This is a genomic window from Acinetobacter sp. YH12108, from assembly GCF_013419055.1.
In the GTDB taxonomy this organism is placed as follows: domain Bacteria; phylum Pseudomonadota; class Gammaproteobacteria; order Pseudomonadales; family Moraxellaceae; genus Acinetobacter.
This window is the reverse complement of the sequence record NZ_VPAW01000009.1, coordinates 19609-33026: the sequence shown is the minus strand read 5'-3', so window position 1 is coordinate 33026 and position 13418 is coordinate 19609. Positions and strand designations below refer to the sequence as shown.

The following is a 13418-nucleotide window of genomic DNA, read 5'->3' as shown; positions in this document are numbered from 1 at the left end:
AGCCTGATGTCTGGTTTTTGTCAGATGCGCCAATACAGAATAATATTCTGTATGAGAATATTATTCTGATTAAAAAATAATATACAGGAAGTTATAAATGAGCCAAGCCCTAAAAATCTGGAAAAGCTTAGAAAATAAGCCAGCCGGTAAATATCTTTTTTCTAAATTACTTTGTCTAAAAGCACCTTATTTCGGCAGTATTTCTCCATTGTTTGAAGATTTAAAGCCTGGTTATTGTGCAGTGAGCATTAAGAAACATCGTGCCGTACTGAATCATTTAGGCACTGTACACGCGATTGCCATGTGTAACATGGCTGAACTGGCAGGCGGTACCATGACCGATGCAACCGTTCCAAAGACCCATCGCTGGATTCCTAAAGGCATGCAGGTCGAATATGTCAAAAAAGCTACTACTGACTTGGTTGCGATTGCGACACCCGCCGAGCCTAACTTTATATGGAAGGAAGGCAGCGATTATCTGGTCAATGTAGAAATTAAAGATACTACAGAAGAAGTTGTGTTTCGGGCGGTGATCACCATGTGGGTCTCGGTGAAAAAATAAAAAGTTCTATAGATGAAGAAACCCGCCAAATGGCGGGTTTTGATGATGATTTACCTTTCTAATGTCGGGATTAGAACGGAAGATCATCATCCAGATCAGCTGCAGGTGCTGCTACTGGAGCAGGTGCAGACTTCGGCGCATAACCACCCTGGTTATTTTGGTTATTGTTGCCATAACCACTGCCCTGATTATTGTTAAAACCGCCTTGCTGAGGCGCTGAGCCATAACCACCTTGTGAATTATTGCTATAACCGCCACCCTGGTTATTGTTATTAAAACGTGGCTGGTTAAACCCGTTATCGCCCTGCTCGCCTTGTGGACGACCAGAATCCAGCATTTGCATTTGCTCACCACGGATTTCCGTTGTGTAGCGTTCTTGACCGCTTTGATCTGTCCATTGACGGGTACGTAATGAACCTTCGATATAAACTTTAGAACCTTTGCGCAGATATTGCTGTGCAATTTCACCTAAACGGTTATGCAGCACAATACGGTGCCATTCGGTTTGCTCTTTACGTTCGCCCGTATTTTTATCAGTCCATGAATCGCTGGTTGCGATAGAGAATTGAGTGAGAGAACCACCATTTGGGAAAGTTTTGGTCTCAGGATCTCGACCTAAAGTACCAACTAAAATGACCTTATTAACACCACGCATCAGACGTACACTTCCTATTTATTTCTATATTTTACTTTATAAGAGTTATGTTTAAATGGCTACCTCTTTACCTAACAAGTGCGTTAATTGTTGTCGCGAAACATCATCAACCTGCTGTTTATCGACCTTGACAAAGGCGACTTGCTGTTCAGACATGACCACAACCTCTTCAATACCACGAATCGCCAAAAGTTGAGAAGTCCATTCATCTGTTTGTTTACTCTCTGGCAGACGAAGCACGAGCGATGAAAGATAGCGTGGTTGAGCCAACCCAAAACTCATGAGCAGCCAAATTATAGCAATTGCCGATAAAATACTCCAACCGAGCGAAGTGTTGTTGAGTAACAACAATTGTCCACCAATGATCCCGCCAAAGAATGCGCCCAGGAACTGACTACTGGCATTCACGCCCATCGCAGTGGCTTTGGATTGAATCGGGGCTGCTTTGGATAGCCAGGAGGGCAGTAAGGCTTCCATGACATTAAAAGCAATAAAGAATAATCCCAATCCACCGATCAGCACATATTTAGACTCAAAACCAAAAATCATGATCAGCAGACCCAGGATAATACCGCCAATCGCTGTCAGGAAAATGCTGCGCATCTTGCGGTATTTTTCTGCCAGTACAATGCTTGGGAAGGCAAAAAACAAGCTTACAACCAGCAGCGGCAGATAGACCCAGCCATGGCTCGATAATGGCAGTTCAGCAACTTCAATCAGTTGCGATGGCACATAAATAAACATCGCTGTAAGTAGCAAATGCAGGGTAAATACTGAAATATGCAGACGGTTCAGGTCTCCCATTTTCAGGACCTGTTTTAGCTGCTCTACATAACCTTGCTGAAAATTTTTATGATGACGAGTGACTTTAGGAACCATCAACAGCATCGCAATCGCAGCCAAGCCCATTACGGTAGTCACCCAGAACAGACCAGAAATGCCGACCAGTCCTGTCACCCACGGCCCCATGGTAAAGGCCACCACAAAGGACAGGCCGATACTCATGCCCATCACCGCCATGGCTTTCATGCGGTTTTCTTCACGGGTCACATCAGCCAATAAGGCCATTACCACTGCTGAAACTGCCCCACCACCGGCAATCGCACGACCAATGATCACGCCATAAATGGTGTCAGACATTGCAGCAATCGCGCCACCTAGAGCGAATAACAACAAGCCTAAAACCACCAGTGGCTTACGGCTATAGCGGTCCGCGATCAGGCTAAACGGAATCTGCAAAATGGCCTGTGTCAGGCCATAAATACCCACCGCCAGACCAATCAGTGCCGGCGTAGCATATTCATATGACTGCCCTGCTACAGAGAATACAGGGATGATCATAAACAACCCCAGCATGCGCAGTGCGAAAATACTGCTCAGGGCAAAGGTCGAGCGACGTTCTAAGGCATTCATCATAAAGTCTGGCGATCGAGTTAGTTAATCTTGATGCGCAGATTATAGGCCATTCCGCTCAAAGGAATGCATGAATTTTATTTGAAATAAAGATGAGGACTATCTGAAAAATAAAAAAGCGTAGCCGGAGCTACGCTTCTGTTCAGCGATCACAGGACTATTTGCCTGCTTTTAATAACTGACGCTTGGTATATTGGATTGAAGCAATGACTGCCCAGATAATGAAAGCCACACCGATTAGACCAGTTACCACTTCAGGGATATGTACACCGGTACTGCTTGCCAGCATGATAAATGCCAGAGCACCAATCGCATAGTGTGCGCCATGTTCCAGATAGATATAGGCATCCAGCGTGCCTTTATCGACCAGATAAATAGTCATGGAACGTACGAACATCGCACCGATGGCCAGGCCTAACATGATGATTACCACGTCAGACGTAATCGCAAAGGCACCGATCACACCGTCAAAACTGAAAGAGGCGTCCAGCACTTCTAAGTACAGAAAGCCACCAAAACCGGCTTTCACCACTCCAGTCGGTACACCTTCAGCATCGTGACGAACAGCATTACCCTCTTCGTCTACTTCCGGTTCCCCGCCTAGCATATGGCTTAGGACCTGTACGCCGATATAAATCACGATCCCCCAGATCCCGGCCAGAATAACATCCAGACGTTTTGCTTCTTCAACCTGGAAATCCATGATTAATAAAGCAATCAGGGTAATAAAGACCGACATCGCCGGAACGTTTGCCAGATGCGCCAGACGGCGTTCCAGCATGCGGAACCAGTGGGTGTCTTTTTCTTCATCCAGGAAGAAGTTTAGGAATACCAGCATCAGGAAGGCACCACCAAAGGCAGAAATCTCGGCATGATGTGCCATTAGTTTGGCCGAATATTCTTTGGGTGCATTTAAGGCGAGCTGCACCACTTCCATAAAGCCCATATCCGCAGTCACGGCCACAATGACCACCGGGAAAATCAGGCGCATCCCGAAAACTGCAACCAGAATCCCGACTGTCAGGAAAATCATTTTCCAGAAATGATCCCAACCGCGCAGGACGGATGCATTGACAACCGCGTTATCAAACGACAACGACACTTCCATAATCGCCAGAATAGCGGTAATGGTCAGTGCTGTGAACATGGTTTGCAGGCCCGCTTCCGGACCATGGGTAAATCCCCAATAAGCAGACAAACCAAGGCACACGATCGAAAATACGATTGAGAAACCAAAGTGTTTCAACATATATATCGACCTTAGATAAATTTCATTAAATGCATTTCTTTAAACGTAGAGAAATACTAAGACTAAAAGTTGTCCCAATTATGAAACTTTTGCCGCATAAACCAAAGCACTTCCTGAACCATTTTTAAGTATTTTCTGCTTTTCAGATTTGCTGATCTTTTAAACAGATTCATCTTTGCTATAGTGCTGGATGTTTTGACTTCAACTGCTAAGGATTTCAGTATGAGTTTCTCTCAAGACGTATGGCAACGTAATCTCGGACTTTATCAAAAGACATTGGCCTTGCCTTTTAACCAGCAACTGGCGCAGGGAACATTAAGCCGTGAAGCCTTTAGTCATTATGTGATTCAGGATGCACATTATCTGCTGGCTTATGGCCGTGCACTGGCGGTCTGTGCAGCAAAAGCTTTTGAAGCAGATGACGTAATCCAGTTTAGTGAGGCCGCTAAAACTGCCATTGTGGTCGAACGCAGCCTGCATGATGGCTTTATGCAGGATTTTGGCATCAGCAAAACCCAATTTGAAAATACACCTTTGACTCTGGCCTGCCATCATTACACTTCTTATTTACAGGCAACGGCCTGGGCAGAAAGTTATCCGGTGGTTCTAGCTGCCCTTTTGCCATGTTTCTGGATCTATGCAGAAGTCGGTAAGGATATTGTCGATAAGGCAGCGCCGAATAATCCGTATCAGGCCTGGATTGATACTTATGCTGGTGAAGATTTTCATACAGCGGTACGCAATGTAATTGCTACTGTGGATCGGGTGGCAGCGCGGGTCGATGCCGATACTCTGGAAAAAATGCATCAGGCCTATACCCATGCAGCACGTCTGGAATGGTTGTTCTGGGACAGTGCTTATGAACAGCGCCAGTGGCCAGGTCTGGATGATTAATTTTAGTTTCTATTAACTGAGTCCTGTTTAATACAGGGCTTTTTTATTTTATAAAAACTATAAATGATGGAAAGTGAAGCTAATTTTATTGCATTATACAGTATGACATTTCATCCATTAGACGTTTTGAAGAAAGCAAATTCACTCCACGTTTTTACTCAGTTGCTTTAGTACTGATCTTTTGACCAATATCCGACACAACTTGACGTTTAAAATACTTTTATTTGCACTTGAACATTTTTCATTCGGTATCATATAAAGGTTTTTGATGAATTTTCTAGGATCATTGCATGAGCCAAAGTCACATCCGTATTCGAGGTGCACGTACCCATAACCTGAAAAATGTGAACCTTGATATTCCACGCGACAAGTTTGTGGTGATTACGGGACTGTCTGGTTCAGGTAAGTCCTCATTGGCATTCGATACGTTATATGCGGAAGGTCAACGTCGTTATGTAGAATCTTTGTCTGCCTATGCGCGTCAATTCCTTTCGCAAATGGAAAAGCCGGAAGTTGATTCGATTGAGGGCTTAAGCCCGGCCATTGCTATCGAACAGAAATCGACTAGCCACAACCCGCGTTCGACTGTAGGTACCATTACCGAAATCTATGACTATTTACGTCTGCTCTATGCACGCGTAGGTACACCTTACTGTCCGGAACACGACCTGCCTATGGTGGCACAGACCGTAACTGAAATGGTCGATGCGGTTAAAGAACTGGAAGAAGGCACTGCGCTGTTATTGTTAGCGCCTGTCGTGCGTGAACGTAAGGGTGAGTACACAGCGTTATTTGAGCAACTGCAAAGCCAGGGCTTTGTGCGTGCACGTGTCGATGGCGAGATCATGGAAATTGATCCGCCACCTGAGTTGGACAAAAAGAAAAAACATACTATTGAAGTCGTAGTTGACCGCTTTAAGGTGCGTGATGATCTCGGTAACCGGATTGCAGAAAGTTTTGAAACTGCACTGCGTCTCGGTGGAGATATTGCGATCCTGTCCTGGATGAAAGGCGAAAATGATGATCGCGTGTTTTCTGCCAAACACTCCTGTCCGGAATGTGACCGCGCTGTGGCAGAACTGGAGCCACGCCTGTTTTCATTTAACAATCCCTTCGGTGCCTGCCCGGTCTGTGATGGTTTGGGTACCCGTAGCCATTTTAGTGCAGACAAACTGATTCCCAATCAGGAAGTTAGTATCAGCCAGGGTGCGATTCGTGGCTGGGATCGTCAGCGTCCGTATTATTATGGCATGCTGCAAAAAGTAGCCGAGCATTTCGGTTTTTCTCTAGAAACGCCTTGGAATGAACTGGATGCCAACACCAAGAAGAAATTCCTTTACGGTACCGGCAAAGAAAAAATTGACCTGAGCTATATTGATGAACGTGGTCGTCGTCATAACCGGGTGATGCCATTTGAAGGTATCTTGCCGCATCTGGAACGCCGTTACCGCGAAACTGAAAGCAATTATGTGCGTGATGATCTGGCGCAGTATCTCTCTAATGCTGCCTGTGATGCTTGTGATGGTTCACGTCTGAATGAAATCTCGCGTAATGTGAAAATTCTGGATAAGACCATTGCCGACGTTACCCGCATGTCAATTGGTGATGCAGAAAGCTATTATCAGGGGATTAATCTGGAAGGTGCCCGTGGTGAAATTGCGGACAAGATTTTCAAGGAAATCCGTGAACGCCTGCACTTCCTGGTATCAGTCGGTCTGAACTATTTGAGCCTGTCCCGTTCTGCTGAAACCCTGTCTGGTGGTGAAGCACAGCGTATCCGTCTGGCCTCACAAATTGGTGCTGGTCTCATGGGCGTGATGTATGTGCTGGATGAACCTTCGATTGGTCTGCATCAGCGTGATAATGATCGCCTGTTACAAACCCTGATTCGTCTACGTGACCTCGGTAATACTGTTTTAGTGGTCGAACATGATGAAGATGCAATTCGTGCTGCAGACCATATTATTGATATTGGTCCGGGTGCCGGTGTGCATGGCGGTCATGTGATTGCAGAAGGAACTTATCAGGAACTCGCTGAAAACAAAGATTCCCTGACCGGTAAATATCTGTCTGGCAAACTGAAAATTGAAGTACCGAAAAAACGGGTTCAGCCACCGAAACCGGAAGAACAGATCAAATTGATGGGTGCTGCCGGGCATAACCTGAAGAAAGTCGATCTGACCATTCCTTTAGGGATCATGACCTGTGTTACCGGTGTTTCAGGTTCTGGAAAATCTACGTTGATTAACCGGACTCTGTTGCCACTGGCAGCGACTCAGCTGAATGGTGCAACCACACTGACTGCCGAGAAGTTTGATTCAATTGATGGTCTGCAATTTCTGGATAAAGTGGTTGATATTGACCAGAGCCCGATTGGTCGTACGCCACGTTCGAACCCAGCAACTTATACCGGTTTGTTCACTCCAATTCGTGAACTGTTTTCACAAACTCAGGAAGCCAAAGCACGTGGTTATACCGCTGGCCGTTTCTCGTTTAACGTGAAAGGTGGGCGCTGTGAGGCCTGTGAAGGTGATGGCATGATTAAGGTAGCGATGCACTTTCTGCCGGATATGTATGTGCCGTGTGACGCCTGTCATGGCAAGCGTTATAACCGTGAAACGCTGGAAGTGAACTACAAAGGCAAGAATATTTCTGATGTATTGCAGATGACCGTTGAAGATGCCATGCATTTCTTTGATGCGATTCCAGTGATTCATCGTCGTCTGGAAACCTTGCATCAGGTCGGTCTGGGTTATATCCGTTTGGGTCAGTCAGCGACGACCCTTTCTGGTGGTGAAGCACAACGGGTAAAACTGGCACGTGAGCTGGCCAAACGGGATACCGGCAAAACCCTGTATGTACTGGATGAGCCAACCACTGGTCTGCATTTCCATGATATTGCCAAGCTGCTAGACATCCTGCATGAGCTACGCAATAAAGGGAATACCATTGTGGTGATTGAACATAACCTGGATGTGATCAAGACTGCAGACTGGGTGGTAGACCTTGGGCCTGAAGGTGGTGCGGGTGGCGGTATGATTATCGCGGAAGGTACACCTGAAGAAGTCGTGAAAGTGAAAGCGTCACATACGGGTAAATTCTTGAAGCCGTTGTTGTAATATTTTTAAAAGGAGCTCAAATGAGCTCCTTTTTAATTATCTAATCTTGAAATCAAGTAGTTCATATAGTTTCTATAAAATTCTGATTTCTGTCCTCTTTCTAGGTATATTTCTTTAACCGTACTTCTGAACTTGTATCCAAAATCTGATTCATTTTCTCTCTCTAGTATCTTCTTAACAATATAGCTACTATTTATAGACTCAAATCTAGAATCACCAGATACTTGATCAAATAAAAATCTCTCCCAGTCTTGTTTAGTTGCACACTTTACAGATAACTCATCTTCGTGATTCCATCCTTGCTTAACATATATTTGAAAAACCGCATTGATCAAAGAAGGTAAGTTGTCTGTATTTGAATCAAAATTCTCTATAATGTTTTTAAATATTGGTCTTATCTCACCAAAACTATCAAAATTATAAAATAATCTTTTATTCTTCTGAATTTTTTGTTTTATCCACTCACTAGTAATTTCTTCTAACTCTCTAACTTTTTCTACTTCGCCAAAAACTTCTAACAATGTAATAGCAAAACTTACATTACCCAAACTATCTAACCCAATCACTTTTTTGGTTATCTCAAATAATTGATTAGGAAATTTCACATCTGCTTGTATCTGCCAAAATACTTCAAACATTCTATGAAATTCATTTTTTAATCTATTGTTTTCTTCTGAAATCAGATCTGAATTAGCTAATTTTCGCAGTTCTTCAAAATTAGGATCACCTTTTTGATCAAAGTACTTTTTAAACTCAATTAGCCATTCATCAGTATGAACAAAATCATAATTTAATGATTTTAAGCTTTCATATGTATTTACTTTTTGTTCAGACCAACCTTTTTGTTTATCTTCAAATACTAACTTGATATCTTCCCATCCGAACTCAGACTTTTTACCAAAATCCTCAATAAAATATCCTTGTAATACTCGAACCAAAATAATTTCTTTTGTTGTATCTGCCACTTGCGCAGGTAATTGTTCTAGAAATTGTTTATATAGCTTAATCACTTTTTGAAAAAAGCGAAAATTATGAATTTCTAATTTATCTGCAAATTTCACCATTAAATTTACTAAAGGTTCATCTATATCTTTCGCATTTTCACGAAGCAAAGGTTCAACAGATGTAATTTTAATTTCTTCATCAATCAGTTTTTCTTTGTATTCAGCATATTTTTTCTTATTTTCATTCTCAGTTTTTGACTCATCTAAAATTAAAATTACTTGGCAGTTACGCTCCAATTTCAATTGATTCGCTAAGCCCATAACATCTTTGATATCAAGCTTATTCGACATACGTTCAAAATCATCAAAGCAGATAATGGCGTCTTTAACTTGATTAAACATCAAACTATCAAATATCTTTGCTGAGGAGCTAATACCAAATTGAGAAATTTTGGTCTCTTTTAGAATAGAGGGTAGCCCTCTTATCCATCGAGGAATTTCAATGGCAGAGCTATTATTTTCAATATGACTATAAATATGAGTTTTTAAGTCACTTAATGACTCCAACCCAAATAAAGAAACATACACATATTTCTTTTTATTTGGATTATTCTTTCTAAACGTATTCCAAAAGAACGTCTTACCCACTCCCCAAGATCCAGTAATAGCCACAGCCATACCTTTGTTTTCATTTTCTCTAAATATTTGCTCTAATCTTTCTTCTGGTTTCATCTTTATTAGCATCTAAGAGTGATAAGTTCGCTTAAATTTAAATTAAAAAGTACTGGGCTAAGAATTTAAACCTCAGCCACCACATTGCGCCCCTTCGCTTTGGCCTTAAACAAAGCATCATCGGCATTTGACAATAAAGCCATCCAGGAAACAGCGCCAATGGCGACCCCAATACTGACCGAAACCTTAATCTCGTCTCCTGCTGCAGTCACAATATGACGCTCAGCCACTTCAGCCCGGATTTTATCGGCCACAATCAATGCCTGTTCCATCTGAATATTTTCAATCAGTACCAGAAATTCATCACCACCATAACGCACCAGCAAATCTGTAGCACGGACATTGGCTTGCAAACGCTCGGCCACCAGTTGAATCACCTGATCGCCAATAATATGTCCATATTGATCATTCACCTGTTTAAAATGATCAATATCAATAATCATCAAACAGGTTTGGCTCAATTGACCCGGCTGATTTTCCATAAAACGGATATATTCTTCCAACGCAAAACGGTTGGCCAGCCCGGTCAAAGAATCGGAATGGGCAATATTTTTCAGTCGAAATTCTAATGCTTCACGCTCTTGCAGCGTATGCTGCAGTTTTTGAATTGCTGTAAATAAGGATTCAGTAGGCCGGTCTATTTTTAGTTTTGATTGGGCTTGCTTCCGTTCAGACCCAGTGGACAAATCAAATAAAATTTTACGTGCCCGAATTAAAGGAATAAAGATGCGTTTACGCGCAAAAATCATGGTCAAAATTGCCGTAATCAGGGAAATTCCAGATAAGGCCACTGTCCAGATCAAATGATTCAGACCATGGCGCATTTCCTTAATAGCCACATCTTTGGTGTATTGCAGTAAATAGTTCTGCAAATCAATCACTGTTGTAAATTTATCTACAATGGCTTCAGTCAGCTGGGTTCCAGTTAAATAATAAGGACGCTGCTGGCGGCTATCTTCAATCAGTCGCTCCACAATCGGTAAACCTTGCTGGATAAATTCAGTTCCGACCCGCTGATGTAAACGAATAAATTCATCAGTTTTGTCCTGAACAGGCTGTAGCGTATCAATAATATCCCAGAGGTAGCGTACCTGATGCTGGACCTGCAAGGAACGGGTAATGTTTTGCTCTGGAATCTGGGTTCCAAATGTCACATGTGCCATGACATTTGACGCTACCCGACCCGATTGATCCCTGAGATCAGATAAAAACAGGATTTCACTCATGTAATTATCCAAACGGGCAGATGGCGTAGCAGAGGCAATCACTACTCCTTTCAGAATTTTACGGCTGCTATCCCAGGCAGTAAACATGGCGAGAATAGCCTGATCCATTTCCTGTGCAGTACGTTCCGGGCGAGGTATTTGAGTATAGAGATCGACCTGCTGACGTCCATTCTGCAAGCTCGGTTTCAATTCAGATAAAAGTTGCTGGCTTAGGTGATTAAAACCAACCTGATCGAGTGCCTGAGCCGTAATTTGCATCTGTTGATCGACTTCCTGACGGTAATCGCTTAACTCCTGCTGATGTTTGGCAAATTCCTCAACCGAGCTGGACATTACTTTGTTGGCAGGTGCCCGTTCCCGGGAGATTTTATTGGAGAGATCGGTGACCTGTTGTAAGGCATAAAGCTGCTGATAGGTTTGTTTTGATTTTAAATAATGTTGACTACTATCAATAATTAAGGGAATACAAATACACAATAAACATAAAATAATGATCGACATCGACCAGTACAGATGTTTGCTGATTTTCTCAGAGCGCAAAGTATTCATCTTGATTTTTAGTCCTTCACATGAATCAAGGACTCCCCATTTAATAGTAGATAGATTATACAAATAAACGCCTACTCATCATCAATATTTCTTCCCAATTGCTTTGATTTTCAGAAGGTTTTTCTTATGTTCTTAAAGGTTTTAACTCTTTATATTTTCAGGATTTTTCATCTGTTATCACTAAAATATAAATAGGAATGAAAATTTCATAATTTAAAATATAAGAAAATTAAAAAACTCGCTTTCTGAACTATTTACACGTGCAACAATTAGGTGCATAATGCACTGCATTAGGGCGAGTTAAATTATTCCTCAGCAGATTTTTTGATTTACCCGCAAATTTTGGCGAAAAAACCTCAATTTTATATAGAAATTGAGGTTTTTTTTTGCAACTTTATAGAACGAAGCAATTTTTAAATTGAAATAATGCACCATTAAGGTGCACTTAAGAATCATCTTTGACGGCTTTCTATACTAGTTTTTCTAATCTTCTTTTATGAACTAATCCGTAGACTGATGCTTCTAAAAAATTCTGGCAAAAAAAAGCCCAACCTTGGGGAAAGCTGGGCCGATAAAAACAAAAATATGTGGAGAATCAGTCAAATTATCATGTAAAAACATGAACTCTAACCTGATTTTTTTATTATCAGTCAATTTGGTAACAATGTAAAGCACATTAATTTACTAGGATTTATGACATATCACAATTTATAGACAAAACAGTGAAATACATCACATTATAACTCTGATTTTGTCGCTAAACCGATCAATTCTTTCATAAATTTGCTTTATATTACAGTTTTTACGCCTCTCTTAAATTCAGTGTAATAAACATGATTATTTTCATGATAAATAAATTGGTTTTTTGAATTAAAATCCACTATTCAACTTAATTAAACAATCAAAAAATCCTTTATTAATTCATTTTCCTGATTAGATGTAACAATTTATTTAGTATACAACATTGTTATTTAAGCTTTTTTCTAAAATAACTAAATTTTCTAATTAAAAGACTATTAAACAAAATCAATACAATGATTTTGTACAAAAAAATAGCGATTTCGAATTGGATTGACTTAATAAATTGTCACAATACAATACGTTCCTGTTGTACATCTTTTGTAACAAAATGGTAAATATCATGAAAAAACTCGGTTTAGCCACTGCTTTATTATTAGCCATGACCGGTGCTCAAGCATATCAATTCGAAGTTCAAGGTCAATCAGAGTTCATCGACAACACTGTAAATGACAAAGATTTCACTGGTGCTGTTCAAGGTACTTACTACTTCAAAGATGTAGACGCTTCTAAAGGCCCTTTAGCTGAAGCTGCTTTCATCAACCAGGCATCTAACGTTTCTGCTGCTTATACATATGGCGAATATGATGTAGATGCTGATGATAGAGACCAGACTTCTCATACTTTCGGTGTGAAAGGTGAAGCTTACATCCCAACTAAAGTTGTTCCTGCTTATGCAAGCGCTTCTTATAGCCATACAATTACTGATGGTAAAGGTGGCCAAAATGATGACAATGGCGACCGTTATGCATTAGAAGTAGGTGTACTCCCTATTCCTAACTTCCTGGTAGCTGTAGGTTACACAAGCGTTGCAGACCAAACTTCTTATGACGCTTTCAATATGTTCAACAACGGCGTTGCTAAAGCTGCTCTTGAGTCTCGCACAATCGATGAAGACCAAGATGCAATCACTGCTCGTACTAAATATGTAGGCGCAATTGACGGCACTAACATGTCACTTGGCTTCGAAAGCGGCTTGGTTTATGGTGAAGATACTGCTTACAACCTAGGTACTACTTTGTACATCAACCCTAAATTAAGCGTTGGTGCATCTTATATGGAATCTAGCTACGCTAACTCTCCAGACAAAGCTTGGGGCGCAAACGTAAACTACTTCATCACTCCAGCAGTTGCTGTAGGTGCTAGTTATGTGAACTCAAACTACGAAGCAAATCTTGCTCAAAATGCTGTAGTTCGTGATACACAAACTGTAGGCTTAAATGCTAAATTCCGTTTCTAATTTCTGAATTAGTGACTGAATAAAAAAAGGACGCATC

Annotated in this window: 9 protein-coding genes; 4 read left to right on the top strand and 5 right to left on the bottom strand. The window is 41.5% G+C overall.

What is annotated here, in order from left to right:
* Positions 1 to 97 precede the first annotated feature (97 nt).
* The gene (locus FTU46_RS07455) at positions 98 to 562 is read left to right on the top strand and encodes a hotdog fold domain-containing protein (RefSeq protein WP_180013823.1); all 465 of its coding nucleotides are present in this window, start codon (positions 98 to 100) and stop codon (positions 560 to 562) included.
* Positions 563 to 632: 70 nt separating this feature from the next.
* On the opposite strand, the gene ssb is transcribed toward FTU46_RS07455, so the two are convergent.
* The 3 genes from ssb to FTU46_RS07440 all read right to left on the bottom strand — a co-directional run bounded on the left by ssb (position 633) and on the right by FTU46_RS07440 (position 3879).
* Positions 633 to 1217, bottom strand: coding sequence for a single-stranded DNA-binding protein (gene ssb, locus FTU46_RS07450; RefSeq protein WP_159123705.1), 585 nt, complete (start codon positions 1215 to 1217; stop codon positions 633 to 635).
* 51 nt (positions 1218 to 1268) lie between these two features.
* On the bottom strand, positions 1269 to 2633 hold the full coding sequence (locus FTU46_RS07445; RefSeq protein WP_159123704.1) for an MFS transporter: 1365 nt from the start codon (positions 2631 to 2633) through the stop codon (positions 1269 to 1271).
* Positions 2634 to 2787: 154 nt separating this feature from the next.
* Positions 2788 to 3879 carry a DUF475 domain-containing protein gene (locus FTU46_RS07440; protein ID WP_004781554.1) on the bottom strand — a complete coding sequence of 364 codons (1092 nt, stop codon included), beginning with the start codon at positions 3877 to 3879 and terminating at the stop codon, positions 2788 to 2790.
* A 222-nt stretch (positions 3880 to 4101) separates the two neighbouring features.
* Between FTU46_RS07440 and tenA the strand changes: the two genes are divergently transcribed.
* The gene (gene tenA / locus FTU46_RS07435; RefSeq protein ID WP_179991937.1) at positions 4102 to 4773 is read left to right on the top strand and encodes a thiaminase II; all 672 of its coding nucleotides are present in this window, start codon (positions 4102 to 4104) and stop codon (positions 4771 to 4773) included.
* A gap of 290 nt (positions 4774 to 5063) precedes the next feature.
* Positions 5064 to 7892, top strand: a complete 2829-nt coding sequence (gene uvrA, locus FTU46_RS07430) for an excinuclease ABC subunit UvrA (RefSeq protein ID WP_180104666.1) — start codon at positions 5064 to 5066, stop codon at positions 7890 to 7892.
* Between the two features lie 32 nt (positions 7893 to 7924).
* Here uvrA and FTU46_RS07425 read toward each other — a convergent pair whose 3' ends face one another.
* The gene (locus FTU46_RS07425; protein ID WP_180104665.1) at positions 7925 to 9568 is read right to left on the bottom strand and encodes a P-loop NTPase fold protein; all 1644 of its coding nucleotides are present in this window, start codon (positions 9566 to 9568) and stop codon (positions 7925 to 7927) included.
* A 65-nt stretch (positions 9569 to 9633) separates the two neighbouring features.
* Positions 9634 to 11343 carry a diguanylate cyclase gene (locus FTU46_RS07420; RefSeq protein ID WP_180104664.1) on the bottom strand — a complete coding sequence of 570 codons (1710 nt, stop codon included), beginning with the start codon at positions 11341 to 11343 and terminating at the stop codon, positions 9634 to 9636.
* A gap of 1141 nt (positions 11344 to 12484) precedes the next feature.
* Here FTU46_RS07420 and omp33-36 point away from each other — a divergent pair.
* Positions 12485 to 13381: a porin Omp33-36 gene (omp33-36, locus tag FTU46_RS07415; RefSeq protein WP_005232638.1), complete on the top strand. Its 897-nt coding sequence runs from the start codon at positions 12485 to 12487 to the stop codon at positions 13379 to 13381.
* Positions 13382 to 13418 lie beyond the last annotated feature (37 nt).

What these genes read in the sequence shown, in the direction of transcription:
- FTU46_RS07455 (WP_180013823.1), top strand. Translation starts at nt 98, where the DNA reads ATGAGCCAAGCCCTAAAAATCTGGAAAAGCTTAGAAAATAAGCCAGCC.
- ssb (WP_159123705.1), bottom strand. Translation starts at nt 1,217, where the DNA reads ATGCGTGGTGTTAATAAGGTCATTTTAGTTGGTACTTTAGGTCGAGAT.
- FTU46_RS07445 (WP_159123704.1), bottom strand. Translation starts at nt 2,633, where the DNA reads ATGATGAATGCCTTAGAACGTCGCTCGACCTTTGCCCTGAGCAGTATT.
- FTU46_RS07440 (WP_004781554.1), bottom strand. Translation starts at nt 3,879, where the DNA reads ATGTTGAAACACTTTGGTTTCTCAATCGTATTTTCGATCGTGTGCCTT.
- tenA (WP_179991937.1), top strand. Translation starts at nt 4,102, where the DNA reads ATGAGTTTCTCTCAAGACGTATGGCAACGTAATCTCGGACTTTATCAA.
- uvrA (WP_180104666.1), top strand. Translation starts at nt 5,064, where the DNA reads ATGAGCCAAAGTCACATCCGTATTCGAGGTGCACGTACCCATAACCTG.
- FTU46_RS07425 (WP_180104665.1), bottom strand. Translation starts at nt 9,568, where the DNA reads ATGAAACCAGAAGAAAGATTAGAGCAAATATTTAGAGAAAATGAAAAC.
- FTU46_RS07420 (WP_180104664.1), bottom strand. Translation starts at nt 11,343, where the DNA reads ATGAATACTTTGCGCTCTGAGAAAATCAGCAAACATCTGTACTGGTCG.
- omp33-36 (WP_005232638.1), top strand. Translation starts at nt 12,485, where the DNA reads ATGAAAAAACTCGGTTTAGCCACTGCTTTATTATTAGCCATGACCGGT.